Below are 23,195 nucleotides of genomic sequence, written 5' to 3' on the forward strand. Positions count from 1 at the left end.
TCGCTTGAGGTGCGCCGGAATGCCAGGAGTCGTGATTCGTGGACGTCGCCAATTTGCTGCACCTATGCGAACTAGCTGCGCGTTGATTTGAGTTCTGCCTGCGCTGATTTACCATCCAGCAACAAAGCAAACTCCGTCACAAAGCGCTGCACGTCGCCATGATTGACGCGGAAATTAGTGGTAAGTTTATGGCCCGGGAGGGTTTCATCATGGGAAGGAGGGGCAACCAAGTTCACAGTTGCCCTTACCGAACCTTTCGAGCCGTCTGGTGAAAACCGGATACCCAGGTGACACTCTTCTAATGTCTCACCACGTTCATCCCAGAAACCTCCAGCCAGCGTCGGTTCCTGACCTTCTACTATCGGGTAGTCACTTACCAGGTGCAAGAATTTCCGAAGCTCCTCCAGAGTGAACCATGCTGAGCCGGATCCTCGGAACTCACCGCTTTCCACTTCGGCAACCAGTTTCCCATGCCATTCACTTTCGGCAGAGTAGCGCAAGTGAAGCTGGATCATATTCACTTTCATATAAGCTTACTGAATCACCGCAACCTCGTCGTATTTGGAACGGCACTTTCTGACTGAGAATGGCGGATAACCGTCAGTCGATCGAATTTGTCCGCGCGACCTAGGCGCTTGCTGCCGGTCCGCCCGCTGAGATCGGTCCGGTAGCCAGGCCGATGGATCACGTTGCCTGGTGGCACCTTCAACGCCCCTGACCGATTGACGTCACGTTAGCGCTGATGATGCCGGCTAACGGCTCATTCCGCCGCGGCAGAAACCGGGTACCAGGCTTCCCACTCGGCAATCCGCTGTTCGTAGCCTTTATTCACCAGCGACGAGCTCCCTCATTCCCACTCGATCGTGCCGGGGGGCTTGGACGTGTAGTCGTAGACCACGCGGTTGATGCCCTTCACTTCGTTGATGATGCGCGTGGCGACGCGGCTGAGGAAGGCGCTGTCGAACGGGTAAATGTCGGCGGTCATGCCGTCTGTGCTGGTGACGGCGCGCAGCGCGCAGACGTTGTCGTAGGTGCGTCCGTCGCCCATCACTCCCACGGTCTTGACCGGGAGCAGCACCGCGAAAGCCTGCCAGATCGCATCGTAGAGCCCGGCGTTGCGGATTTCTTCGAGGTAGATCGCATCGGCCTTGCGCAGGATGTCGGCGCGCTCGCGCGTGACTTCGCCGGGGATGCGGATCGCAAGGCCGGGACCGGGGAACGGATGACGGCCGACAAAGACTTCGGGCAGGCCGAGCTCGCGACCCAGTTCGCGCACTTCGTCCTTGAACAGCTCGCGCAGCGGTTCGACCAGCTGCATGTTCATCCGCTCGGGCAAGCCGCCGACATTGTGGTGGCTCTTGATCGTCACCGATGGCCCGCCAGTGAAGCTGACGCTCTCGATCACATCGGGATAAAGCGTGCCTTGCGCCAGGAAATCGGCGCCGCCGATCTTCTTCGCCTCGTCCTCGAACACGTCGATGAAGGTCTTGCCGATGAACTTGCGCTTCGCCTCGGGGTCGGTGACGCCTTCCAGGCCCTTGAGGAACAGGGTCGAGGCATCGACGTGGACCAGCGGGATATTGTAGTGCCCGCGAAACAGGCCGACGACCTGCTCGGCCTCGCCCATGCGCAGGATGCCGCCGTCGACGAACACGCAGGTCAGCTGATCGCCGATCGCTTCGTGGATGAGCAACGCCGCGACCGCCGAATCGACTCCGCCCGAAAGACCGCAGATCACTTTACCGTCGCCGACCTGCGCGCGGATCTCGTCGATCTTGGTCTTGCGGAACTCGGCCATGGTCCAGTCGCCGGCGAGGCCGCAGACGTGCCGCACGAAGTTCTTGAGCAGCTTGCCGCCATCGGGCGTGTGCACCACTTCGGGGTGGAACTGCATGGCGTAGATGCGCCGCGCATCGTCGGCGATCACCGCGAAAGGGGCGCCGGGGCTGGACGCGACGGGGTGGAAGCCGGGCGCGAGCTCGGTAACCTTGTCGCCGTGGCTCATCCAGACCTGATGCTTCTCGCCGACTTTCCAGAGTCCGTCGAACAGCGCGCATTGGTCCTCGATCTCGATGAAGGCGCGGCCGAACTCGCCCGATTCGCCGCCCAGGACCATGCCGCCGAGCTGCTGGGTCAGCGCCTGCTGGCCGTAGCAGATTCCCAGCATCGGCCGCCCGCTTTCGAGGATCGTCGCCGGAATGCGCGGTCCCGCCTCGTCGGTGACCGAGGCGGGCGAGCCCGACAGGATCACGCCGACCGGATCGAGCCGCGCAAACGCCTCCTCCGCGGTCGTGAAGGGCGCGATCTCGGAATAGACGCCGGCCTCCCGCACGCGGCGCGCGATGAGCTGCGTCACCTGGCTGCCGAAATCGACGATGAGGATGGAATCGGGCTGATGGGTGCTGTCCATAGCCGGCGGCGTTAATCGCCCCACGCGGCAAAATCCAGAAGCAGAGCGAAATCGGCTTCATCCTCCTCCGACATCCCGCGTTCGCATGGGTGCAGGCGATGCCCCCGACTACCGAAGCCCCTTGCAGTTGCAAAGAACGCAACTTCTATTGTTGCTTTTGTTTGTTTTATTATTACTAAGCTGCCTTATTTAGAGCGCCGATCGCATCGAGCGATTCGCACTCACTCCAAAGGAACCAAGACAATGACCATGCTGCAGAAAGCGGCCGTCGCCGCGGCGGCTCTGGGCACGCAGGTACTCGCGTTCGCGCTGACCCTCGCCTGACAACGATCCGCCCGGCGGACCTGAAAAGGCGGCCATGATTGGCCGCCTTTTCTGTTTGCGCTGAAGCAAGTTCATCCGCCGCCGACATGCCCCAGCCAGAAGGCGCGCACGCCGTCCAGCGCGATACTGCCGACAATGGCCGCGATCGAGAGGATCGCCGCGGTCGCCGCCCAGAGCCGGAAGACTTCGGTCTTCGCATGGCCCGATTGCGCTACGCGCGGCAAAGCGGTGGAAAAGGACGCACTTACGCCCGGTTTTGCTTGGGTTTACCCCCTTGCGACCCTATATGCTGGACATGGCAGAGACTCCTGAAAACACCAAGAACGCCAACGTCTACGGCGCGGAATCCATCAAGGTCCTGAAAGGGCTCGACGCGGTCCGCAAGCGGCCCGGCATGTACATCGGCGATACCGATGACGGGTCGGGGCTGCACCACATGGTGTTCGAGGTCTCGGACAATGCCATCGACGAAGCTCTCGCGGGGCATTGCGACCTCGTTCTGATCGAGCTCAATCCCGATGGTTCGGTCTCGGTCGAAGACAACGGGCGCGGCATTCCGGTCGGCATTCACAAGGAAGAAGGCGTTTCGGCCGCCGAAGTCATCATGACTCAGCTGCACGCCGGCGGAAAGTTCGAGAACACCTCGGACGACAACGCCTACAAGGTTTCGGGCGGGCTCCACGGGGTCGGGGTTTCGGTGGTGAACGCGCTGTCGGAATGGCTCGAGCTCACCATCTGGCGGGACGGCCAGGAGCACTGGATGCGCTTCGAGCACGGCGATGCCGTCGGGCCGCTGGTGATCCGGGGCGAGGCCCCCAAGGTCGACAGCAATGCCGACGAAAACGGCTACAAGAAGGGCACGCGCGTCACGTTCAAGGCGAGCGAGGACACCTTCAAGAACGTCCTCGAGTTCGATTTCGACAAGCTCGAGCACCGCTACCGCGAACTCGCCTTCCTCAATTCGGGCGTGCGGATCCTGCTGCGCGACCGTCGCCACGAGGAGATCAAAGAGCACGACTTGTTCTACGAGGGCGGGATCGGCGCCTTCGTGCAGTTCCTCGATCGCAACAAGCAGGCGATGATGCCCGAGCCGATCGCGATCAGCGCGAACAAGGACGGGATCGGCATCGAGGTCTCGCTGGAATGGAACGATTCCTATTACGAGAACGTGCTGTGCTTCACCAACAACATCCCGCAGCGCGACGGCGGCACGCATCTGGCGGCCTTCCGTGCCGCGCTGACGCGCACGCTCAACGGCTATGCCGAACGTTCGGGCATGCTCAAGCGCGAGAAAGTCACGCTTTCGGGTGACGACATGCGCGAGGGGCTGACCGCGATCGTTTCGGTCAAACTGCCCGACCCCAAGTTTTCCAGCCAGACCAAGGACAAGCTGGTCTCCTCCGAAGTGCGCCAGCCGCTCGAATCGCTGATGAGCGACAAGATGACCGAATGGCTCGAAGAGAATCCGGCGATCGCCAAGTCGATCATCCAGAAGGTGATCGATGCCGCCGCCGCGCGCGAAGCGGCGCGCAAGGCGCGCGAACTCACACGGCGCAAGGGCGCGATGGACATCGCCAGCCTGCCCGGCAAGCTCGCCGACTGCCAGGAGCGCGATCCTGCGAAGTCCGAACTGTTCCTGGTCGAGGGCGATTCGGCCGGCGGCTCGGCCAAGTCGGGGCGCGATCGCAAGATTCAGGCGATCCTGCCGCTGAAGGGCAAGATCCTCAACGTCGAGCGCGCGCGGTTCGATCGGATCATCTCGTCGAAGGAAGTCGGCACGCTGATCCAGGCCATGGGCACCGGCATCCGCGACGATTTCAATCTCGACAAGCTGCGCTATCACAAGATCATCATCATGACCGACGCCGACGTCGACGGCGCGCACATCCGCACCTTGCTGCTGACGTTCTTCCACCGCCAGATGCCCGAGATCATCCGCGCCGGGCACTTGTTCATCGCCCAGCCGCCGCTGTTCAAGGTCGGCAAGGGCCGTTCGGAAGTCTACCTCAAGGACCAGGCCGCGCTCGATCGCTACCTGGTCGAGGCGGGTACGTCCGGTCGCGTGCTCGAAGCGCCGGGCGGCGCTCGCGGCGGCATCGAACTGACCTCGCTGGTCGAGCACGCCTTGCGCGTGCGGGCGCTGCTCGGCTTCGTGCCGCGGCGTTACGACATGGCGGTGATCGAGGCGATGGCGCTGGCCGGCGTGTTCGATCCCGACCTGAATACAGAGGCGCGTACCCAGGCGATGACGCGCGCGGCGGAATGGCTCCAGCGCGGTGACCCCGAAGCGCGCTGGACCGGCCATATGCTCGAAGACGGGTCGGTCCGGCTCGACCGCGTGTGGCGCGGCGTGACCGATGCCTTCCCGGTCGAGGCGGCCTTCCTCACCAGCGCCGAGGCGCGCAAGCTGGCCCGCCTCGCGGCCGAGCACGCCGAAGTCTATTCGGGCGCGGCACGCTTCGTTCGCGCCGGCACCGAAGCGCCCGAGACCGACGAGATCGAGGGTGAAGGCGAAGAAGCCGCCGAGGCCGCCGTCACCCGTCCGGCTTCGGGTGAAGGGCTGATCACGCGCCCGACGCAACTGCTCGACGCCGTGCTCGGGGCGGGTCGCAAGGGCTTGTCGATCGCGCGTTACAAGGGTCTGGGCGAAATGAACGCGGAGCAGCTGTGGGAAACCACGCTCGATCCCGACAATCGCATCCTGCTGCAAGTGAAAGTCGAGGATGCCGACATTACCGACGAGATTTTCACCCGCCTGATGGGCGACGTCGTCGAGCCGCGCCGCGAATTCATTCAGGACAACGCGCTCAACGTCGCCAACCTCGACGTCTGAGCCGCGCGATGCCGGTCGGCATGGCGCCCTCCGCAACGGACTTCGAAGCGCTTGCGCTCCGCGCATTCGCGCGCATTCCCGAGCCGTTCGCGCGGCACTTGGAAGGCATTCGCGTTACCATTGCCGAATTCGCGGATGAAGAGACGCTCGCGGCGCTGGGTCTCGAAACCGCTTGGGAACTGACCGGGCTCTACCACGGACGATCGCTTGCGGAAGGCGACAGCTTCGCGCCGGGCGAACTGCCGCCGGTGATCACGCTCTACCGCCAGCCGCTGCTGGCCGAGTGGTGCGAGACCGGTGTCACGCTTGAGAACCTCATCGCGCACGTGGTGATCCACGAAGTCGGCCACCATTTCGGCCTTTCGGACGCACAGATGCACGCGCTCGAAGACGAGGCGCGCTAGGCGGCTTCGGCTTGCGGGTCCCCGCACCGCCCCGAAACCGTCATGCTGAACTTGTTTCAGCATCCATCCCTCCCTCCCGCGCCGTCGGTCTGCGATGCGAGATGGACCCTGAAACAAGTTCAGGGCGACGGGTTTGTGTGTGGCGGGGGGACAATGGGCCACGCGTTGCGCGCCAATCCCGAAATGATGCACTGTCCGCCGCAGGTAACGCGCTTTGCGCAGCCCCCTATCCGCTCTTACCCTGCCGCCCGTCCGCCGCTGGAGTCTCGCGATGTCGCTTCGTTTCCTGATCGTTCCACTGCTGCTGGCGTTCGGCAGCGCCACCGCGCAAGCGCAAGACAACGCGATGTGCCGTAACGGTCTGTTCCCCAGCGAACCGCCCTTCGCGCTTGCCCGTATCGGCGGAACCGAGCGCGCCTTCTTTCAGGACGACATGGATGGCTGCCCCTGGGGCGGCGCCGACTGCCGAACCCGCTCCTATGTCGTGCCGGGCGACGTCGTGATCATCAACCGTACGTACGAAGGCTTCGTCTGTGCCTTTTACCCTTCGCCGTCCGGCGGCACCGCGGGCTGGATCCCGAGCCGTCAGGTCGAGCTGCTGCCCAATCCGACCAATCCGCCGCTCACCCAATGGCAAGGCGACTGGAGCAGCGACGGCAATCCCGAAGTCACCATCGAGCCGGACAATGGCGCACTGCGCGTCACTGGCACGGCGTTCTGGCCGGGGCCCGAGCCGACCGAGCGCTATCCTTCCGTCCACATCGGCGAGATCGACGGGACGATCGAGCCCGCCGGCCAGCGCGCGCACTATTCCGACGACGGCCTGTGCGAGATCGATTTCACCCTGCTTGGCGATTTCCTGATCGCGGGCGACAACCGCCAATGCGGCGGCGCCAACGTTAGCTTCTCCGGCGTCTATCGCCGCACGCGCTGACTTGGGTGCGACCTCGTCGCCTCGCCGCCCGCCCGGTGTGAGCTTTCGGCCCAGCAAAGTCTTGCTGCCGTCACAACTTCCGGCGATAGGTTGGCGACATGAAGCGCATTCTCCCGCTCGCCCTCGCGATATTCGTCGCGGCCTGCGCCACGCCGCAGACTGCCCTTCGGTCCCCTGATCAGGCGAATACCGAACCCGTCGAAGTCGGCCTGATCGCGATCAACGATTTTCACGGCGCGCTGGAGCCGCCCAAGGCCGCGGTCATGGCTCCTGACGGCATGGGCGGGCAGATCGTCGTTCCGGCAGGTGGCGCGGCCTGGCTCGCGTCGGCGGTCGACAGCATCAAGGCGAAGCACGCCAACACCGTGGTGGTCGCCGCGGGCGACCTTACCAGCGCCTCGCAGATCGCCTCCTCGCTCTATCTCGACGAGCCGGCGGTCGGGGTGATGAATCGCATCGGCCTGGAATTCAACGCGGTCGGCAATCACGAATTCGACCGTGGTCAGGCCGAGCTGAAGCGCCTGCAGAACGGCGGCTGCGACAAGCACACCACCCGCGCGCCGTGCGCGATCGAGCCCTTCCCCGGCGCCAACTTCAAATACCTTTCGGCCAGCACCTTTACCGCTGACGGCAAAACGCTGTTTCCGGCCACCGGGATCAAGTCGTTCGGCGAAGGCGCGCGCAAGGTGACGATCGGCTTCGTCGGTCTCTCGCTCAAGGGCGTGCCGCTGCTGGTGTCCGCCGATGCGGTGCGCGGGCTGACCTTCGGCGACGAGGCGGACGCGATCAATCGCGCGGTACCGCTGCTCAAGGCACAAGGCGCCGATGCGGTGGTCGTGCTGATCCATCAGGGCGGCCGAACCACCGGCCAGAACCCGAACGGCTGCGACGGCCTGAGCGACGAGATCGTGCCGATCCTCGACCGCCTCGACCCGCGAGTCGACGTGGTCGTATCGGGACACACCCACTGGTCCTATGTCTGTGAATACGCCGGCGCAGGCAGGACAAGTCCGCTGCTCCTGACCAGCGCCGGGGTCTACGGCGAACTCGTCACCGACATCACGCTCACGATTGATCCGGCAACCGATCGCGTGCTTTCGAAACAGGCGCAAAACGTCATCGTGCAGTCCGAAGGCTATAGCGGCGGACGCGGTGTGGTCGAGAACACCGATCGGGTCCCGCGCTTCGCGCCGCGCGCGGATGTCGCGGCCTATGTCGGCAAGTACGTCGCGGCCGCGCGCGCATTCGCCGATGCGCCGATCGGCAAGCTCTCAGGGCCTGCCGAGAAGCCGGGAAGCCTGCAAGCGAACACGGGCGGGGTTCTGGGCAACCTGATCGCGGATGCGCAGCTTGCCGCGACCCAGTCGGAAGGCGCGGTGATTGCCTGTACCAATCCCTTCGGCATCCGCGCGGCATTCGTTCCGACAGCGGACGGTTCGGTCTCGTTCGGGCAGGCCTATGCGGTACAGCCCTTCAACAACCAGCTGATGACGATGACCGTGACCGGCGAACAGATCCGTGCCGCGTTCGAAGAAGGGCTGGACGACGACGGCGCGCAGCAAGTCCTCGCCCCCTCGCGCGGCTTCGTGGTGACGTACGACATGGCGCGGCCCGCAGGCAGCCGCGTCCTTTCGCTCATGCTCGACGGCAAACCGCTCGATCCGCAGGCGCGCTATCGGGTGACGATGGCCAAGTTCCTCGCCGACGGCGGCGATGGCTATGCAACCTTCACCAAGGGCACCGACCGCGTGCTCGGCCCGGTCGACATCGATGCGCTGCAATCCTGGATCGCGGCGGTGCCGGTGCGCGAGGTTCCGCAGGAAAACCGGACGGTGCGGCTGGACAAGCCCGACTGACGGGCCTCGCGAGCCACACTTCAGCCCAGCAGCCAGCGCCCCAGCAGTCGGTTGAAGGGAAAGGTGAAGAACCCCGCGATCAGCAGCGAACCGATGACGAGGCCGCGCGCCGTCGTCCGATGCCCCGAGACCTGGTGGCGCCGCGCCTTGACGAGGAGCAGGACGAGCAGGAGCAGCGTCACCGTCGAAAGGATGTGGATCGGGCCGAGGCGGCCGTCGCCCGATCGGATCCAGAAGCTGTCGATCGCGGTGGCCGCCATGCTCGCGACCCAGACGTAGCCGAGCGTGCGGTGCCGGACCGTGCCGCGTGGCGACCACATCAGCACCGGCGTCAGAGCCAGCGGCAGGCAGATCGTCGCGAGATGGAACCACACGACGGCGGGTAGCTTCGACCAGTCCGCCGAGCCGCGCAGGACGGCCGTCACGATGCAGGCCAGCATGATCAGCGCCAGCAGGCCCAGGGCTTTTTCCATGCGGTCGGGCGCCCACGAGATAGCCTTGCCCGCCATCGCCTAGAACCCGGCGCCGCCGGGCCAGTTCGGCGCCGCGATGCCCATCACCTTGAACAATGCGCCCATTTGCCCTTCCCCGATCAGCCGCTCCATCGCTGCGTGGATCGCATCGCGATGCTCGGGCGCGAACTGGGTCAGGTTGTCGGCGCGCGATTCGATGCCCAGTTGGCGCAGGAACTGGCCTTGGGTGGTCGTGCCCAACCAGGTCGCGCCGCGGGCCTGGACGACCGCGGCTAGCGCGGCGAAATCGACGTGCGCGGTCAGATCGGCCTCGCCCGGCATGGCGAAAGGCTCGACCTTGCGGTGTTCGCGCAGGGCCTGCAGCGTCGAGCCGGTGCGGGGGTGATCGTGGCCGTAGTCGATCAGCAGCGCGGCGCCGCCCTGATCCACCAGCCGTCCCGCGATTTCATAGACCACTGCGGCTGCTGCCGGACTGACTTCGATCAGCGTGCCTTCGGGTGCCTCGCGCAGAGTTTCCGGCACGGCCGCTTCCATCGGCTTGTCCCCGGCGATGGCGACGAAGCGATCCTCCTCGCAAGCGACCATCCGCTCGCGCCAGCCTTGCGCGGTGCGCACCAGCTGGCGGATCGGCAAGGCATCGAGGAATTCGTTGCCGACGATGAGCACGGGGCCATAGGGCGGCACGGTGGACAAGTCGGCATGCCAGTGCGCCTGCGGCACCGTGGTCAGCTGCAGGTCCTTCAGCGCGGTCGAGCTTTCGACGAAGTGCACCGTCGGCTCCAGTCCGTAGCGCTTCGCCGCGCGCAGCGCGTCGCGCGCCAGCGTGCCGCGCCCCGGACCCAGCTCGACGTAGTGCACCGGCGTCGTCCGCCCGGCATTGACCCACATGTCGGTCAGCCACAGCCCGATCAGCTCGCCGAACATCTGGCTGATCTCGGGCGCGGTGATGAAGTCGCCAGAGGCGCCCAGCGGATCGCGCTGCGAGTAGTACCGGGCGTTCGATTCGCCCATGAAGTGCTGGATCGTGATCGGGCCGTAGTTGGCGATCAGCCGCCGGAAGATGGTCGCGAGGGGCTCGTGACCTTCCGTCATGCCGGCGACGGGCGTCCCGCAGCGAGCGGCGGGCGTATCAGCGCGCGCGCCACCATCGCCAGACCGAGCAGGATCAGCGGAATCGTCAGCCACTGCCCCATCGAAAGCCCGGTGCGCGCGGCGAATTCCTGCAGCTGCGCATCGGGTTCGCGGAAAAATTCGACGCAGAAGCGGGCAAAGGCGATGCCGGTTGTGAACACGCCGACCATCAAGCCCGGCCGGTAGCGCGCTCGCGTTTTCCAGAACAGCAGCAGCATGATCACGATCATCGCGAGCCCTTCGAGCCCCGCTTCGTAAAGCTGGCTGGGATGGCGCGGCAGTTGCAGCGGATCGTCTGGAAAGATCATCGCGAAAGGCATGCTAGGCGAGGTCACTCGGCCCCACAATTCGCCGTTCACGAAATTGGCGAGCCGCCCGAACATCATCCCGAACGGAACGCAGACCGAAATGTAGTCGGCGACGCGAATGAAGTTCAGGCCGCCGCGCCACGATACGTAGGCGATCGCGATCAGCACGCCCATCAGGCCGCCGTGAAAGCTCATTCCGCCGTTCCACAGGGCGACGAGCTGCCCGGGATGAGTCCAGAGCTCGGGCGCGTAGAAGGTGGCGTAGCCGAGCCGTCCGCCCAGGATGATGCCGAGCGTGCAGTAGAAGAACAGATCGTCGGCATGGCGCTGCGCCAGCGGCGCGCCGGGCGCCTTGATCATGCGCGTGAGGTGCCAGTACCCCAGCACGATGCCCGCGAGATACGCGAGCGAGTAGTAGCGCAGCGTGAAGAAGCCGAGATCGATCCCGTTCTTGAGGCCGAGATCGACCCAATGGATCGGCTGGGAACCGGCGACACTTGCCGCGGCGGAAAGCATCAACAAGGAAATCCTCGCAAACGATCGGTCTGACAATCCCCGCGGTGCGCGGCGACGACCGGCCTCATGGCACAGCATGCGATGCGATCATAGTGCGATGGTCGCGGCTCGCCCGGCAGGTCGCCACTTTTTCCGCCGGGTTTTCAGATCCGACTGCAATCCCTAAGTTCTCCCGGAACGAAGCTGCAAGCGCTGCGGTCGGTGCCGCGGCGGACGGGAGAGATCAAACCTTGTTATTTGCGCCATGAGCGTCATCCGTATCCGGGCCCCGCGCGAAGTCATCGATCGCCGCGATCTGACCGCGCGCATCACCGCTCTGGCCGAAGCGAACGGCAAGAAGGGGCGCCAGAAGGTCGTCGAGCTGCTGCGCGAGGCGCAAGCGGCGGGGCGCAAGGAGATCGCACGTCGGCTGGTCGAAAAGCCGACCGCCGGCCACGAGATGGCCGAAGCGCAGGCGTTCCTGACCGATCAATTGCTCCGCGTCATCCATGATTACGTCGTCACGCATGTCTATCCTTCGGGCAATCGCTCGACCGGCGAGCGGCTGACGCTGATGGCGGTCGGCGGCTACGGGCGCGGCGAGATGGCGCCGCATTCCGACGTCGATATCGCCTTCCTCACGCCGATGAAGAACACCCCCTGGTGCGAGCAGGTGATCGAGGCGATGCTCTACATCCTGTGGGATCTGGGGCTCAAGATCGGCCATTCGAGCCGCTCGCTCGACGACATGGTGCGCATGTCGCGTTCGGACCTGACGATCCGCACCGCGATGCTGGAAGGGCGCTACGTCTGGGGCGATCAGGACCTCTACGAGGAAGCACGCCAGCGCTTCTGGGCCGAAGTCGTCGCCGGGACCGAGCGCCAGTACGTGTCCGAAAAGCTCGCCGAGCGCGACGAACGGCACAAGCGGATGGGCGACAGCCGCTATGTGGTCGAACCCAACGTCAAGGAAGGCAAGGGCTCGCTGCGCGACCTGCACACGCTCTACTGGATCGGCAAATACATCCACCAGGTGCGCAATGCGTCCGAACTGGTCGGCGCGGGGCTGCTCACGCAGAAGGAATATCGCGCCTTCCGCCGCGCCGAAAACTTCTTCTGGGCGGTGCGCTGCCACTTGCACGCGATCACCAACCGGCCCGAAGACCGGCTGACCTTCGATCTGCAGCGCGAAGTCGCGACGCGGATGAATTACGCCGATCGCCCCGGCAAGAGCGCGGTCGAGCGGTTCATGCAGTACTTTTTCCTGCAGGCGAAGATCGTCGGCAATCTTACCGGGGTGTTCCTGGCGCAGCTCGACGAGCAGTTCGCGCGCCGGCCCGTACGCGGCTTGCTCGCCGGGTTCCGGCAGAAGACGCGCACGGTCAAAGGCTACAAGGTGTTCGGCGGCCGCATCGGCGCGCCGAACGACGACTGGTTCCGCAAGGATCCGATCCGGCTGATCGAGATCTTCGTGATCGCCGATGCCGAAGGGCTCGAGATCCATCCCGAAACGACGCGTCTGATCAACCGCGATGCTCCGCTGATCAAGGAGAAGCACCGCAAGGACAAGCGCGCCAACGAGCTGTTCCTCCAGCTCCTCACCAGCCGCAACGATCCCGAAAGCGCGCTGCGCTGGTTCAACGAGGCGGGGGTATTCGGGCGCTTCGTGACCGAGTTCGGCCGCGTCAACGCGCAGATGCAGTTCGACATGTATCACCACTTCACCGTCGACGAGCACACGATCCGCGCGATCGGCCTGCTCTCGCGGATCGAGCGGGGCGAACTGGCGCAGGACCATCCGCTGGCCCACGAGATCGTTCACAAGATCGCCTCGCGCCGCGCGCTCTACGTCTCGGTGCTGCTGCACGACATTGCCAAGGGACGCGGCGGAGACCATTCGGTGCTGGGCGCCGAGATCGCGCTCAAGCTGTGCCCGCGCTTCGGTCTCGACGCGGAAGAGACAGAGCTCGTGAGTTGGCTGGTGCGCCAGCACTTGCAGCTGAGCGCCACCGCCTTCAAACGCGACTTGTCCGACTTCAAGACGATCAGCGACTTCACCGCGCTGGTCCAGTCGCTCGACCGGCTGCGCAACCTCACGCTGCTGACCATCGTCGACATTCGCGCGGTCGGCCCCGGCACCTGGAACAGCTGGAAACGCCAGCTGATCGGCGAACTTTACGCCGTGACCGAAGAGCGATTGCGGCTGGGACATGCCCAGCACGGGCGCGACCGGCGAGTCGCGGTCAAGAAGGCGGCGGTGCGCGAATTGCTCGGCAGCGACCAGGAACTGGTCGATCGCTACGAAGAGGAAATGGGCGACGCCTACTGGATCGCCGAACCCGACGACGTGATCGCCCGCAATCTCGGCCAGTTCGAGCGGGCGGGCACCGAACCGCTGACGATCGCGACCGAATATTATCCCGCGCGCGGCGCCACGCTGGTGACCGTGATCGGGTCCGACCATCCCGGCCTGTTCTACCGCATCGCCGGAGGCATCCACCTCGCCGGGGGCAACGTGATCGACGCGCGCATCCATACCACGCGTTCGGGCCGTGCGATCGACAACTTCCTGGTGCAGGACCCGCTCGGCCGTCCTTTCCGCGAAGGGGCGCAGATGGACCGGATCCGCACCTCGATCGAGAATGCGCTCGCCAATCGGGTCAAGCTGCTCAATCAGCTGTTCGCGCGCCCCGATCCGCGCCCGCGCACCGATGCGTTCGAAGTCCGCCCGCGCGTCTTCTTCGACAACGATGCCTCCAACCGCTTCACCGTGATCGAGGTCAACTCGCGCGATCGTCCGGCGCTGCTCAATCGGCTGGCGTATGCGCTGTTCGATTCCAAGCTGATCATCAACTCCGCGCATGTCACGAGCTATGGCGAGCGGGCGGCGGACACCTTCTACGTCACCGATCTGCTGGGCGGGAAGATCACGTCGAGCAACCGGATCAAGGAGCTCGAACGGCGCCTGCTCGAAGCCGCCGCCGAATCGATGCAGGAAGCCACGGCCGCGTGAACCGACAGGCGCGCCGCGCGCAGCACCTCATCGCCGGTGCGCGCCGCGCATGCGCTGTGCGGGCTTGCATCGCGACGCGCCTGCCCCATTTATGCTGCATTGCACAATAGCGAAGGACAGGCCGGGCTTATGGCCGATGCAGGCGCAACGATTGACAACCGGCTGATGACGGTTCTGGTACTCCAAGGCGGCGGCGCGCTGGGGGCGTATCAGGCCGGCGTCTACGAAGGGCTGGTCGAGGAGCACTGCCGCCCGGACTGGGTGGCAGGCATTTCGATCGGCGCGATCAACGCCGCGATCATTGCCGGCAATCCGGTCGGCCAGCGCGTCAAGCGGCTGCGCGAGTTCTGGGACCAGGTCTCTTCCGAACTGCTCTTCAAGCTCGACGAGCCGCTCGGTTTCGCGCGGCGCGCCTTCAACGAGACCTCGGCGGCGCTGGCCGCCATGGTCGGCATTCCCGGCTTCTTCCACCCGCGCTTTCCGCAGCTTCCGCCGGAGTGGCCGGCGGACTTCTCGTCGCTCAGCTACTACGACACCACGCCGCTGCGCCGCACGTTGCTGGATCTGATCGATTTCGACTTGCTCAACGATGGCCCGATGCGGTTCAGCGTCGGCGCGGTGAACGTGATGACCGGCAACTTCGTCTATTTCGACAATCGCGAGCGCGAGATCGGCCCCGAACACGTGATGGCGAGCGGCGCACTGCCGCCGGGCTTTCCCCCGATCGAAATCGACGGCGAATGGTACTGGGATGGCGGGCTGGTCTCGAACACGCCCTTGCAATACGTGCTCGACCAGCGCTCGGCCGACGACATGGCAGTCTATCAGGTCGATTTGTTCAGCGCGCGCGGCACCGTACCGCGCACGATGGCCGACGTGTTCCAGCGCGAGAAGGACATCCGCTATTCCAGCCGGACCCGAATGAACACGGACTTGTCGAAGCGGATGCAGGAACTGCGCGCCGCGGCCCGGCGCCTCGCCGAGAAACTGCCGCCCGAATTGCGCGAGGACGCGGATCTCGGCGTGCTCCTGGCGAACCGCTCGCCCGGCGCGGTGTCGATCCTGCATCTGATCAACCGCAGCGATACCTACGAATCGAATTCGAAGGACTACGAATTCTCTCGCATGACGGTTCGCGATCACTGGAAGGCCGGTCTCGAGGACGCGCGGTTCTCGCTCGAACATCCGGACTGGCGCAACCGCACGTGCCGGTCCGACGAAATCGTGACGTTCGATCTGACCGGCGAACGTCACCACCCGAATGGGGGCTGCTAAGGAGCACGGACATGACACTGAAGGACAAGGCTTGCATCATCACCGGCGCCGCCAGCGGCATCGGCAATGCCATCGCCCATCGCTACGCCAAGGCGGGCGGCAAAGTCGCGATCGCCGACATCAAGATGGACGCCGCGCAGGCCGCCGCCGACGAGATTGCCAAGACCTACGGCACCGAAGCGATGGCGGTCGAGATGGACGTGACCAGCGAAGATGCGGTCAACGCCGGCGTGCAGAAGGTCGTCGACGCCTGGGGCGGGGTCGATGTGCTGGTCTCCAACGCGGGCATCCAGATCGTCAATCCCGTCGAGGACTATGCCTTTGCCGACTGGAAGAAGATGCTCGCCATCCACCTCGACGGCGCCTTCCTCACGTCCAAGGCCTGCCTGCCGCACATGTATGCCAAGGGCGCGGGATCGATCATCTTCATGGGCTCGGTCCATTCGAAGGAGGCGAGCCCGCTCAAGAGCGCCTATGTCACCGCCAAGCACGGCCTGATGGGCTTGTCGCGCGTGATCGCCAAGGAAGGCGGCAAGAAGGGGGTGCGCACCAACGTGATCTGCCCCGGCTTCGTCAAGACGCCGCTGGTCGACAAACAGATCCCCGAGCAGGCCAAGGAACTCGGCATTTCCGAAGACGAGGTGGTGAGCAAGGTCATGCTCGGCCAGACGGTGGACACCGAGTTCACCACGGTCGAGGACATCGCCGAAGTCGCGCTGTTCTTCGCCGCCTTCGAAACCAACGCGCTGACCGGGCAATCGCTGGTCGCAAGCCACGGCTGGTACATGAACTGAGTGGCCGGAGGGCACTGCGCCCTCCCCCATCCACCACACCCCTTCGTCATTCCCGCGAACGCGGGAATCCAGCGCGGCGGGCACCCGCATCGCTGATCGCTGCAGCATCTGTGGCCCCGTCGGCCGGGGACAATGCAACCGGCCACCTGCGCTTTTGACAGGCGTCGCAACTGGATTCCCGCATTCGCGGGAATGACGAATGGAACGCAGGGAGCGGTTGCCAGATCGGCCGCGACCGCTCGCAGCAACCTATCCCGCCGCGCGCAACCTGCTGACCGCCGCCTCGCGCCCGATCAGCGGCAGCAGTGCTTTCATGTCGGGCCCGTGATCCATCCCGGTCAGCGCCTGCCGCAACGGCAGGAACAGCGCCTTGCCCTTGCGCCCGGTCGCCTGCTTGAGCGCGCCGGTCAGCGCATGCCAAGGATCCTCGTCCCAGCCGATGGTTTCAGCCGTCTCGGCAGCGGCGGCGAGAAAGGCGCGCGTCTCGGTGTCGAACTCGGGCTGTTCGACGGGGCCCGTGACCACTTGCCACCAGTCCGCCGCCTCGCCGACATGCGCGAGATTGGGTCGCACCGCTTCCCACGCCGCTTCGTCCATACCCTCGGGCAGGCGATCCGCCACCGCGTCGAACGACAGCGCGTGGACCACGGCGGCATTGACTCGCTCCAACTCCGCTTCGTCGAACCGCGCCGGTGCGCGGCCAAAGCGCGACAGATCGAAGCTGGCGGCCAGCTCCTCGAGGCTAAGCGCGGGATCGACGGGATCGGACGTCCCGATCCGCGCCAGCAGCGCGACCAGCGCCTGCGGTTCGATCCCTGCTTCGCGGAAATGCGCGATCCCGAGTGAGCCCAGCCGCTTCGACAGCTTGCCCTCGGTCCCCACCAGCAGCGCCTCGTGCGCGAAGCGCGGCGCCTCGTGGCCCAGCGCCTCGAACATCTGCACTTGCGCCGCGGTGTTCGAGACGTGGTCCTCGCCGCGCAGCACGTCGGTCACGCCCATGGCGATATCGTCGATCACGCTGGGCAGCATGTAGAGCCACGAGCCGTCGGCGCGGCGGATCACCGGATCGGAGAGCTGCGCCGGGTCGAAGTGCTGGGGCCCGCGAATGCCGTCGTCCCACTCGATCACCTGGGTGTTGTCGAGCAGGAAGCGCCAGTGCGGACGCTCGCCCGCGGCGATCTTGGCGTCGCGCTCTTCCTCGGTGAGCGCCAAGGCCGCGCGGTCGTAAATCGGCGGCAGCCCGCGTCCAAGCAGGACCTTGCGCCGAAGCTCGAGTTCCTGCGGCGTTTCCCAGCACGGATAGATCCGCCCGGCCTGTCCCAGACGAGTGAATTCCGCCTCGTAGAGCGCAAACCGCTCCGATTGCCGCTCCTCGGCTTCGGGCGCGATTCCCAGCCACGCGAGATCGTCGCGGATCGCCTCGACATAGTCCTCGCGGCTTCGCGCGACATCGGTATCGTCGATGCGCAGGACGAAGCGCCCTCCTGCCTGCTTGGCGAGCAGCCAGTTGTGCAAAGCGGTGCGGATGTTGCCGACATGGAGATGCCCGGTAGGCGACGGCGCGAAGCGTGTGACGACGGTCATCCCGCCGCGTTAGGGCGCGCCTCGCCCGAGGTCAAAAGCGCGTTGCTAACTGCTCCGGAAAACGTGCGTGATCGGGTAGCGGCGATCGCGGCCGAAGTTGCGTGCGGTGAGCTTGACGCCGGGTGCGGACTGGCGGCGCTTGTATTCGGCGCCGTGAAGCAGGCGCTCGATGTGTTCGACCGTCTCGCGCTCGAAGCCGTCGGCAACCAGTTGCGCCACGCTCTTGTCGTGCTCGATGAGACCGAGCAGGATCGGATCGAGCACGTCGTAAGGCGGCAGACTGTCATCGTCGCGTTGGTCGGCGCGAAGTTCGGCGCTGGGCGGGCGCAGCAGGATCCGTTCGGGGATCACTGCGCCTTCGGGGCCGAGGCCGATGCGCGGGCGATGGCGGTTGCGCCATTTCGCGCAGGCGAACACCGTCTGCTTGTAGACGTCCTTGAGGGGATTGTAGCCGCCCGCCATGTCGCCGTAGATCGTGGCATAGCCGACGCTCAGCTCGCTCTTGTTGCCGGTCGAGAGCAGCATCGGCCCGAACTTGTTGGACAGCGCCATCAGCGTCACGCCGCGAATGCGGGACTGCAGGTTCTCCTCGGCCAGGTCGGGCGCGCGATCGGCGAAGCTGTCTTCCAGCATCGCATCGAAGGCACCCACAGCGGACGAGATCGGGATCACCGAGTGCCGGCAGCCCAGCGCGGCGGCGCAGGCCGCGGCGTCGTCTAGGCTTTCGCGCGCCGTGAAGCGCGACGGCAGCATCACCGTCCAGACACGATCGGCGCCCAGCGCATCGACTGCGATCGCGGCGCACAGCGCCGAATCGATCCCGCCCGAAAGCCCCAGGACGACGCCGGGAAAGCCGTTGCGCTCCACATAGTCGCGCAGCGCCAGGACCATGGCGCAATAGATGTCCTCCGGGTGAGTCGCGAGATCGTGAAGCGCGCCGCGATCGCAGCGCCAGCCCTGGGCGGTCTTGGTCCAGCTCGTCTCGTGGAGCTCCTCTTCCCAGTCCCGGAGCTGCACGGCGAGGCCGCCATCGCCGTTGATCACGAAGCTGGCGCCATCGAACACCAGTTCGTCCTGCCCGCCGACGCGGTTGAGGTAGATTAGCGGCAACCCGGTATCGACCGCGCGGCGCTTGGCGACGCCTTCGATGCGCAGTGCTTCCTTGTTGATCTCGTAAGGACTGCCGTTGATGCAGATGAACATCTCGGCACCGAAATCGGCGAGGTGGCGGCACACTTCGGGCCGCCAGATATCCTCGCAGATCGGCACGCCGATCATCGTTCCGCGCACCACCACCGGCTCGGGCAGCGGGCCGGGCTGGAACAGGCGGACTTCGTCGAACGTGCCGTAATTGGGCAGCTCGTGCTTGAGCCGGACGGCGGCGACCTTGCCGCCGTCGAGCAGTGCGACGCCGTTATGGAGCGCGCCGTCGAGCACGAAGGCGGAGCCGACCAGCATTGCCGGGCCACCGTCCGCCGTAGCTTGGGCCAGCGCCTGCAGCTCCGCTGCGGCCCGCTCGATCAGCGAGGGCTTAAGCACCAGGTCTTCGGGCGGATAGCCGATGAGGTGGAGTTCGGGGAACACCACCAGATCGGACGACTTCGACTTTTCGCGCGCGGCGAGCACGCCGGCCGCATTGCCCCCGACATCCCCGACCGACTGATTGAGCTGCGCCAGGGTGATCTTCAGGGTATCGGGCATGGCCGGGTGATGCCCATTGGCTTTTGCGGTTGCAATCGATTTTACTGCGCCTGCGAAACTTGCTTCGACCCGGTTCGATCCCTTGCCCCGAGCGGCAAACGGACAAAACAAAACCCCCCGGGATCAGCGGGAGGCGTGGGGCCTGTCGGTCTTTCCCGCCGAGGTGGCGAAGCGGGATCAGCAGGACTGTTGGGAGGGGGTTCTGCCCGGAGGCAGCACCCCGCTCCCGAACAAGATCACATCGCGGCTTCGGTAGCCATTTCCGATGCCATCGGGTCCATCATGCCCTCAGTCGCCATCGGATCGGCGGCCATGGTCTCTTCTGCCATCGTTTCGACGCTGTCGGTGGCAGCGACGTCCGTGGCGGTATCCGAGCTACCGCAGGCGGCGAGAGCCATAGCGGCGGCCGACGCGAAAGCGGCGTAAGCAATCTTCTTCATGCGAATCCCCTTGCATTGTTTGGCGCAGGCGCCAACGCTTGCAGGCAAGCCTGCAGGCCCGTCTTTAGACGAGAGCATGGTGCAACGCAAACAGGAATGAGAGGCCTGACCAGTGGTGCAAAACCGCCGGATTCTGCCACTTTTTCGATGCCCCTTGCGGTGATATAAAGATATCTTTATATGCCGCGCCATGCGGATTGAACCTCTCCTGCGGGCGCTTGCCGACCCGACGCGGCTGCGCATCATGCGCTTGCTCGCGCATATGGAGCTGGCGGTCGGCGAACTCGCGCAAGTCCTCAGCCAGAGCCAGCCGCGCGTCTCGCGCCACGTGAAGATCCTGTGCGACGCCGGTCTGGCGGAGCGCCGCAAGGAAGGCAGCTGGGTGTTTCTGCGCAGCGTGGCGGGCGAACGCAGCGGTCCGCCGCTGGGCCGCGCCACGGCATCTCTGTTGGCCACCGCCGAGGCGGCCGATCCCGTCTTCGCCGAGGGCTGCGAGGAGGATCGCCGCCATCTCGCGTCGATCCGCTCGGCGCGCGCGGCCAGCGCCGCCACCTATTTTGCGCGGCATGCCGAAGAATGGGACACGCTGCGCTCGCTGCATACGCCCGACGCCCCCGTGGAAGACGCGCTGGCGAAGCGCCTGGGCGACGCCTCTTTGGGCGATGTGCTCGATATCGGCACCGGGACCGGGCGGATCGCCGAACTGCTCGCGCCGCGCGCCGAGCGGGTCACCGCGCTCGACAAGAGCCCCGACATGCTGCGCATCGCCCGCGCGCGCCTTCAGGACCTGCCCGCAGGCAAGGTCGATCTGGTGCAAGGCGATTTCACCGCGCTGCCTTTCGAAAACGAACAGTTCGACACGGTGCTGTTCCACCAGGTGCTGCATTATGCGCAGGAGCCCGAAACGGTGCTGGCCGAAGCCGCGCGGGTCGCACGCAACGGCGCGCGCATCGCCGTGGTCGATTTCGCCGCGCACAATCGCGAAGAGCTGCGCGAACGCCACGCCCACGCGCGTCTCGGCTTTTCGGACGAGCAGATGCTGACGCTGCTGAACGACAGCGGCTTCGTTCCCGATACGCCGCTCGCGCTCAGCGGCAATCCGCTCACCATCAAGATCTGGACAGCGCGCAAGCCCGGCACCGCGCCATCCGCAACGTCCAAAGCCAGGCAGGAAGTCCACTCGTCATGACCGTCCTTCTCGATGCCGCGCGCGAGCGCCAGCTGGCACAGGCCTCCCCGCTGTTCGCGGAAGTGCCCGGCGACATCGGTGTCTCCTTCGAATTCTTCCCGCCCAAGTCGGACAAGATGCACGCCCAGCTGTGGGACGCGATCGAGACTCTGGCGCCGCTCGGCCCGCGCTTCGTCTCGGTGACATACGGCGCGGGCGGCTCGACGCGCGAGCGCACGCACGAGACCGTCGCCCGGATCGCGCGCGAGACGACGATGCCCGCCGCGGCGCACCTCACCTGTGTCGAAGCGACCAAAGGTGAGATCGACGACGTCGCCAACGCCTATTGGGACGCAGGCGTGCGCCACATCGTCGCGCTGCGCGGCGATCCGCCCGAAAAGGGCAAGCCTTACGCCACGCATCCCGGTGGCTACGAGAACGCCGCCGATCTCGTGGCTGGCCTGCGCAAGCTGCACCCGTTCGAGATTTCGGTCGCCGCTTATCCCGAATGCCACCCGGATTCGGTGGACCAGACGGCGGACATCGACAACCTGAAGCGCAAGATGGATGCAGGCGCCAACCGCGCAATCACCCAGTTCTTCTTCGAGCCCGACACTTTTTTCCGCTTCCGCGATGATGCCGCCGCCGCCGGGATCGATGCCGAAATCGTGCCCGGAATCATGCCGGTGATGAGCTTTGCCGCGGTCTCGCGCATGTCCGCGATGTGCGGCACCGACGTGCCGAGCTGGATGGCGACGCTGTTCGACGGGCTCGACGATCGCCCCGAAGCGCGCCAGCTCGTCTCCGCGACGATCGCGGCCGAACTGTGCCGCCGCCTCTACGCCGGCGGCGTGCGCGACTTTCACTTCTACACGCTAAACCGCGCCGAGCTGGCTTACGCCATTTGCCACTTGCTCGGCGTCCGTCCCCAGATTTCGGCCGAAGTTTCGGCCAAGGAGAATGCGGCATGAGCGCGCGCGAAACATTCAATACCGAGGCCGCCAAGCGCATCCTCATCACCGACGGCGCCTTCGGGACCGAGATCCAGAACTGGAAGCTGTCCGAAGAAGACTATGCGGGGTCGCTCGGCCTCACCAAGGACCAGAAGGGCAACAACGACATTCTCGCCTTGACCAGGCCCGAAGTGCCCGAATCGATCCACCGCGCCTATTTCGAAGCGGGCGCGGACATCGCCGAGACCAACACCTTTTCTGCCAATCGCATCAGCCAGGCGGACTATGCCGCCGAGGACCGGGTCAACGACCTGAACATCGCCTCGGCCGGGCTCGCGCGCCGGATAGCCGACGAATATGCCGACAAGGACGGGCGTCCGCGCTTCGTTGCCGGCGCCATCGGCCCGACCAACAAGACGCTCTCGCTGTCGCCTGACGTCAATGATCCGGGCTTTCGCGAGATCGACTGGGACGAACTAGTCGATGTCTATCACGAACAGGCCGCCGCGCTGGTCGAAGGCGGCGCGGACTTCATCCTGATAGAGACGGTCTTCGATACGCTCAACGCCAAGGCCGGGATCATGGCGGCCAAGAAGCTCGAAACCGAACTGGGCCGTGACGTGCCGGTGATGCTGTCGATGACGCTCACCGACTTGTCGGGCCGCAATCTTTCGGGTCACACCGTCGAGGCGTTCTGGCACGCGGTGCGGCACGCGAAGCCGGTGACGATCGGGCTGAACTGCTCGTTCGGCGCTACCCAGTTGCGGCCGCACGTGAAATCGCTGGCGGCGATCGCCGACACCCTGATCATGGTCTACCCGAACGCGGGCCTGCCCAACGAACTGGGCGCTTACGACGAACAGCCCGATACGACCGCGGGCTTCGTCAAGGAATGGGCCGAGGCGGGGCAAGTCAACGTGCTCGGCGGCTGCTGCGGTTCGACGCCCGCGCACATCGCGGCGATGGCCAAGGCGGTCCAGGGCGTGACCCCGCGCAAGGTGCCCACACTCGATCACGCCACGCGGCTTGCCGGGCTCGAGCCTTTCATCATGGCGGCCTGAACCAAGATTCTCCCCTCCCGCCTGCGGGAGGGGTTGGG

General features: G+C 65.4%; 19 protein-coding genes. 10 read left to right on the top strand and 9 right to left on the bottom strand.

The features are described from left to right. Positions 1 to 71 precede the first annotated feature (71 nt). From GQO94_RS08280 to GQO94_RS08290, 3 genes are all read right to left on the bottom strand, one after another. Complete coding sequence (locus tag GQO94_RS08280) at positions 72 to 515, bottom strand: hypothetical protein (RefSeq protein WP_156840681.1); 444 nt, start codon at positions 513 to 515, stop codon at positions 72 to 74. Between the two features lie 332 nt (positions 516 to 847). Next, positions 848 to 2,410, bottom strand: coding sequence for a glutamine-hydrolyzing GMP synthase (gene guaA, locus GQO94_RS08285; protein ID WP_156840682.1), 1,563 nt, complete (start codon positions 2,408 to 2,410; stop codon positions 848 to 850). 395 nt (positions 2,411 to 2,805) lie between these two features. After that, complete coding sequence (locus GQO94_RS08290; RefSeq protein ID WP_156840683.1) at positions 2,806 to 2,958, bottom strand: hypothetical protein; 153 nt, start codon at positions 2,956 to 2,958, stop codon at positions 2,806 to 2,808. Positions 2,959 to 3,029: 71 nt separating this feature from the next. On the opposite strand from GQO94_RS08290, the gene gyrB reads away from it, so the two are divergent. From gyrB to GQO94_RS08310, 4 genes are all read left to right on the top strand, one after another. Then, positions 3,030 to 5,567, top strand: a complete 2,538-nt coding sequence (gyrB, locus tag GQO94_RS08295) for a DNA topoisomerase (ATP-hydrolyzing) subunit B (RefSeq protein WP_156840684.1) — start codon at positions 3,030 to 3,032, stop codon at positions 5,565 to 5,567. A gap of 20 nt (positions 5,568 to 5,587) precedes the next feature. Then, positions 5,588 to 5,971: a metallopeptidase family protein gene (locus tag GQO94_RS08300; RefSeq protein WP_232332833.1), complete on the top strand. Its 384-nt coding sequence runs from the start codon at positions 5,588 to 5,590 to the stop codon at positions 5,969 to 5,971. 271 nt (positions 5,972 to 6,242) lie between these two features. Then, positions 6,243 to 6,905: a hypothetical protein gene (locus GQO94_RS08305; RefSeq protein ID WP_156840686.1), complete on the top strand. Its 663-nt coding sequence runs from the start codon at positions 6,243 to 6,245 to the stop codon at positions 6,903 to 6,905. A gap of 98 nt (positions 6,906 to 7,003) precedes the next feature. Then, positions 7,004 to 8,761 (top strand): bifunctional metallophosphatase/5'-nucleotidase, encoded by a 1,758-nt coding sequence (locus tag GQO94_RS08310; RefSeq protein WP_156840687.1) that lies wholly within the window; start codon positions 7,004 to 7,006, stop codon positions 8,759 to 8,761. A gap of 20 nt (positions 8,762 to 8,781) precedes the next feature. Here GQO94_RS08310 and GQO94_RS08315 read toward each other — a convergent pair whose 3' ends face one another. Genes GQO94_RS08315 through lgt form a run of 3 tightly spaced genes read right to left on the bottom strand, consistent with a single transcriptional unit; the run spans position 8,782 to position 11,189 of the window. Further along, entirely contained in the window at positions 8,782 to 9,270 is a 489-nt protein-coding gene (locus GQO94_RS08315) for a DUF2306 domain-containing protein (protein ID WP_156840688.1), read from the bottom strand. Positions 9,271 to 9,273: 3 nt separating this feature from the next. Further along, on the bottom strand, positions 9,274 to 10,326 hold the full coding sequence (locus tag GQO94_RS08320; RefSeq protein ID WP_156840689.1) for a class I SAM-dependent methyltransferase: 1,053 nt from the start codon (positions 10,324 to 10,326) through the stop codon (positions 9,274 to 9,276). Beyond that, positions 10,323 to 11,189, bottom strand: coding sequence for a prolipoprotein diacylglyceryl transferase (lgt, locus tag GQO94_RS08325; RefSeq protein WP_198045902.1), 867 nt, complete (start codon positions 11,187 to 11,189; stop codon positions 10,323 to 10,325). The genes GQO94_RS08320 and lgt overlap by 4 nt, the downstream gene beginning before the upstream one ends. Positions 11,190 to 11,433: 244 nt before the next feature. Here lgt and GQO94_RS08330 point away from each other — a divergent pair, with 244 nt between their 5' ends. The 3 genes from GQO94_RS08330 to GQO94_RS08340 all read left to right on the top strand — a co-directional run bounded on the left by GQO94_RS08330 (position 11,434) and on the right by GQO94_RS08340 (position 16,250). Then, positions 11,434 to 14,181: a [protein-PII] uridylyltransferase gene (locus GQO94_RS08330; protein WP_156840690.1), complete on the top strand. Its 2,748-nt coding sequence runs from the start codon at positions 11,434 to 11,436 to the stop codon at positions 14,179 to 14,181. A 129-nt stretch (positions 14,182 to 14,310) separates the two neighbouring features. Continuing rightward, positions 14,311 to 15,456 carry a DUF3734 domain-containing protein gene (locus tag GQO94_RS08335; RefSeq protein WP_156840691.1) on the top strand — a complete coding sequence of 382 codons (1,146 nt, stop codon included), beginning with the start codon at positions 14,311 to 14,313 and terminating at the stop codon, positions 15,454 to 15,456. An 11-nt stretch (positions 15,457 to 15,467) separates the two neighbouring features. Further along, complete coding sequence (locus GQO94_RS08340; protein WP_156840692.1) at positions 15,468 to 16,250, top strand: 3-hydroxybutyrate dehydrogenase; 783 nt, start codon at positions 15,468 to 15,470, stop codon at positions 16,248 to 16,250. Between the two features lie 249 nt (positions 16,251 to 16,499). Here the strand turns inward: GQO94_RS08340 and gltX are convergent, their stop codons facing one another. From gltX to GQO94_RS08355, 3 genes are all read right to left on the bottom strand, one after another. After that, entirely contained in the window at positions 16,500 to 17,834 is a 1,335-nt protein-coding gene (gene gltX, locus GQO94_RS08345) for a glutamate--tRNA ligase (protein WP_156840693.1), read from the bottom strand. A gap of 45 nt (positions 17,835 to 17,879) precedes the next feature. Further along, a complete protein-coding gene (locus GQO94_RS08350) occupies positions 17,880 to 19,535 on the bottom strand; it encodes an NAD+ synthase (protein ID WP_156840694.1) in 1,656 nt (551 codons plus the stop codon). Between the two features lie 236 nt (positions 19,536 to 19,771). Next, positions 19,772 to 19,975: a hypothetical protein gene (locus GQO94_RS08355; RefSeq protein WP_156840695.1), complete on the bottom strand. Its 204-nt coding sequence runs from the start codon at positions 19,973 to 19,975 to the stop codon at positions 19,772 to 19,774. Between the two features lie 190 nt (positions 19,976 to 20,165). On the opposite strand from GQO94_RS08355, the gene GQO94_RS08360 reads away from it, so the two are divergent. Genes GQO94_RS08360 through GQO94_RS08370 form a run of 3 tightly spaced genes read left to right on the top strand, consistent with a single transcriptional unit; the run spans position 20,166 to position 23,157 of the window. Further along, the gene (locus GQO94_RS08360; RefSeq protein WP_156840696.1) at positions 20,166 to 21,164 is read left to right on the top strand and encodes an ArsR/SmtB family transcription factor; all 999 of its coding nucleotides are present in this window, start codon (positions 20,166 to 20,168) and stop codon (positions 21,162 to 21,164) included. Continuing rightward, positions 21,161 to 22,114, top strand: coding sequence for a methylenetetrahydrofolate reductase [NAD(P)H] (metF, locus tag GQO94_RS08365; protein ID WP_156840697.1), 954 nt, complete (start codon positions 21,161 to 21,163; stop codon positions 22,112 to 22,114). Before GQO94_RS08360 ends, metF begins: the two co-directional genes overlap by 4 nt. Further along, positions 22,111 to 23,157 carry a homocysteine S-methyltransferase family protein gene (locus GQO94_RS08370; protein WP_156840698.1) on the top strand — a complete coding sequence of 349 codons (1,047 nt, stop codon included), beginning with the start codon at positions 22,111 to 22,113 and terminating at the stop codon, positions 23,155 to 23,157. The genes metF and GQO94_RS08370 overlap by 4 nt, the downstream gene beginning before the upstream one ends. Positions 23,158 to 23,195: the final 38 nt, after the last annotated feature.

It is taken from the genome of Novosphingobium aquimarinum, from assembly GCF_009746585.1.
Classification (GTDB): Bacteria; Pseudomonadota; Alphaproteobacteria; order Sphingomonadales; family Sphingomonadaceae; genus Novosphingobium; species Novosphingobium aquimarinum.

What these genes read in the sequence shown, in the direction of transcription:
- GQO94_RS08340 (WP_156840692.1), top strand. Translation starts at nt 15,468, where the DNA reads ATGACACTGAAGGACAAGGCTTGCATCATCACCGGCGCCGCCAGCGGC.
- GQO94_RS08300 (WP_232332833.1), top strand. Translation starts at nt 5,588, where the DNA reads ATGGCGCCCTCCGCAACGGACTTCGAAGCGCTTGCGCTCCGCGCATTC.
- gltX (WP_156840693.1), bottom strand. Translation starts at nt 17,834, where the DNA reads ATGACCGTCGTCACACGCTTCGCGCCGTCGCCTACCGGGCATCTCCAT.
- guaA (WP_156840682.1), bottom strand. Translation starts at nt 2,410, where the DNA reads ATGGACAGCACCCATCAGCCCGATTCCATCCTCATCGTCGATTTCGGC.
- metF (WP_156840697.1), top strand. Translation starts at nt 21,161, where the DNA reads ATGACCGTCCTTCTCGATGCCGCGCGCGAGCGCCAGCTGGCACAGGCC.
- GQO94_RS08370 (WP_156840698.1), top strand. Translation starts at nt 22,111, where the DNA reads ATGAGCGCGCGCGAAACATTCAATACCGAGGCCGCCAAGCGCATCCTC.
- GQO94_RS08335 (WP_156840691.1), top strand. Translation starts at nt 14,311, where the DNA reads ATGGCCGATGCAGGCGCAACGATTGACAACCGGCTGATGACGGTTCTG.
- gyrB (WP_156840684.1), top strand. Translation starts at nt 3,030, where the DNA reads ATGGCAGAGACTCCTGAAAACACCAAGAACGCCAACGTCTACGGCGCG.
- GQO94_RS08280 (WP_156840681.1), bottom strand. Translation starts at nt 515, where the DNA reads ATGATCCAGCTTCACTTGCGCTACTCTGCCGAAAGTGAATGGCATGGG.
- lgt (WP_198045902.1), bottom strand. Translation starts at nt 11,189, where the DNA reads ATGCTTTCCGCCGCGGCAAGTGTCGCCGGTTCCCAGCCGATCCATTGG.
- GQO94_RS08360 (WP_156840696.1), top strand. Translation starts at nt 20,166, where the DNA reads ATGCGGATTGAACCTCTCCTGCGGGCGCTTGCCGACCCGACGCGGCTG.
- GQO94_RS08350 (WP_156840694.1), bottom strand. Translation starts at nt 19,535, where the DNA reads ATGCCCGATACCCTGAAGATCACCCTGGCGCAGCTCAATCAGTCGGTC.
- GQO94_RS08330 (WP_156840690.1), top strand. Translation starts at nt 11,434, where the DNA reads ATGAGCGTCATCCGTATCCGGGCCCCGCGCGAAGTCATCGATCGCCGC.
- GQO94_RS08320 (WP_156840689.1), bottom strand. Translation starts at nt 10,326, where the DNA reads ATGACGGAAGGTCACGAGCCCCTCGCGACCATCTTCCGGCGGCTGATC.
- GQO94_RS08315 (WP_156840688.1), bottom strand. Translation starts at nt 9,270, where the DNA reads ATGGCGGGCAAGGCTATCTCGTGGGCGCCCGACCGCATGGAAAAAGCC.
- GQO94_RS08355 (WP_156840695.1), bottom strand. Translation starts at nt 19,975, where the DNA reads ATGAAGAAGATTGCTTACGCCGCTTTCGCGTCGGCCGCCGCTATGGCT.
- GQO94_RS08305 (WP_156840686.1), top strand. Translation starts at nt 6,243, where the DNA reads ATGTCGCTTCGTTTCCTGATCGTTCCACTGCTGCTGGCGTTCGGCAGC.
- GQO94_RS08310 (WP_156840687.1), top strand. Translation starts at nt 7,004, where the DNA reads ATGAAGCGCATTCTCCCGCTCGCCCTCGCGATATTCGTCGCGGCCTGC.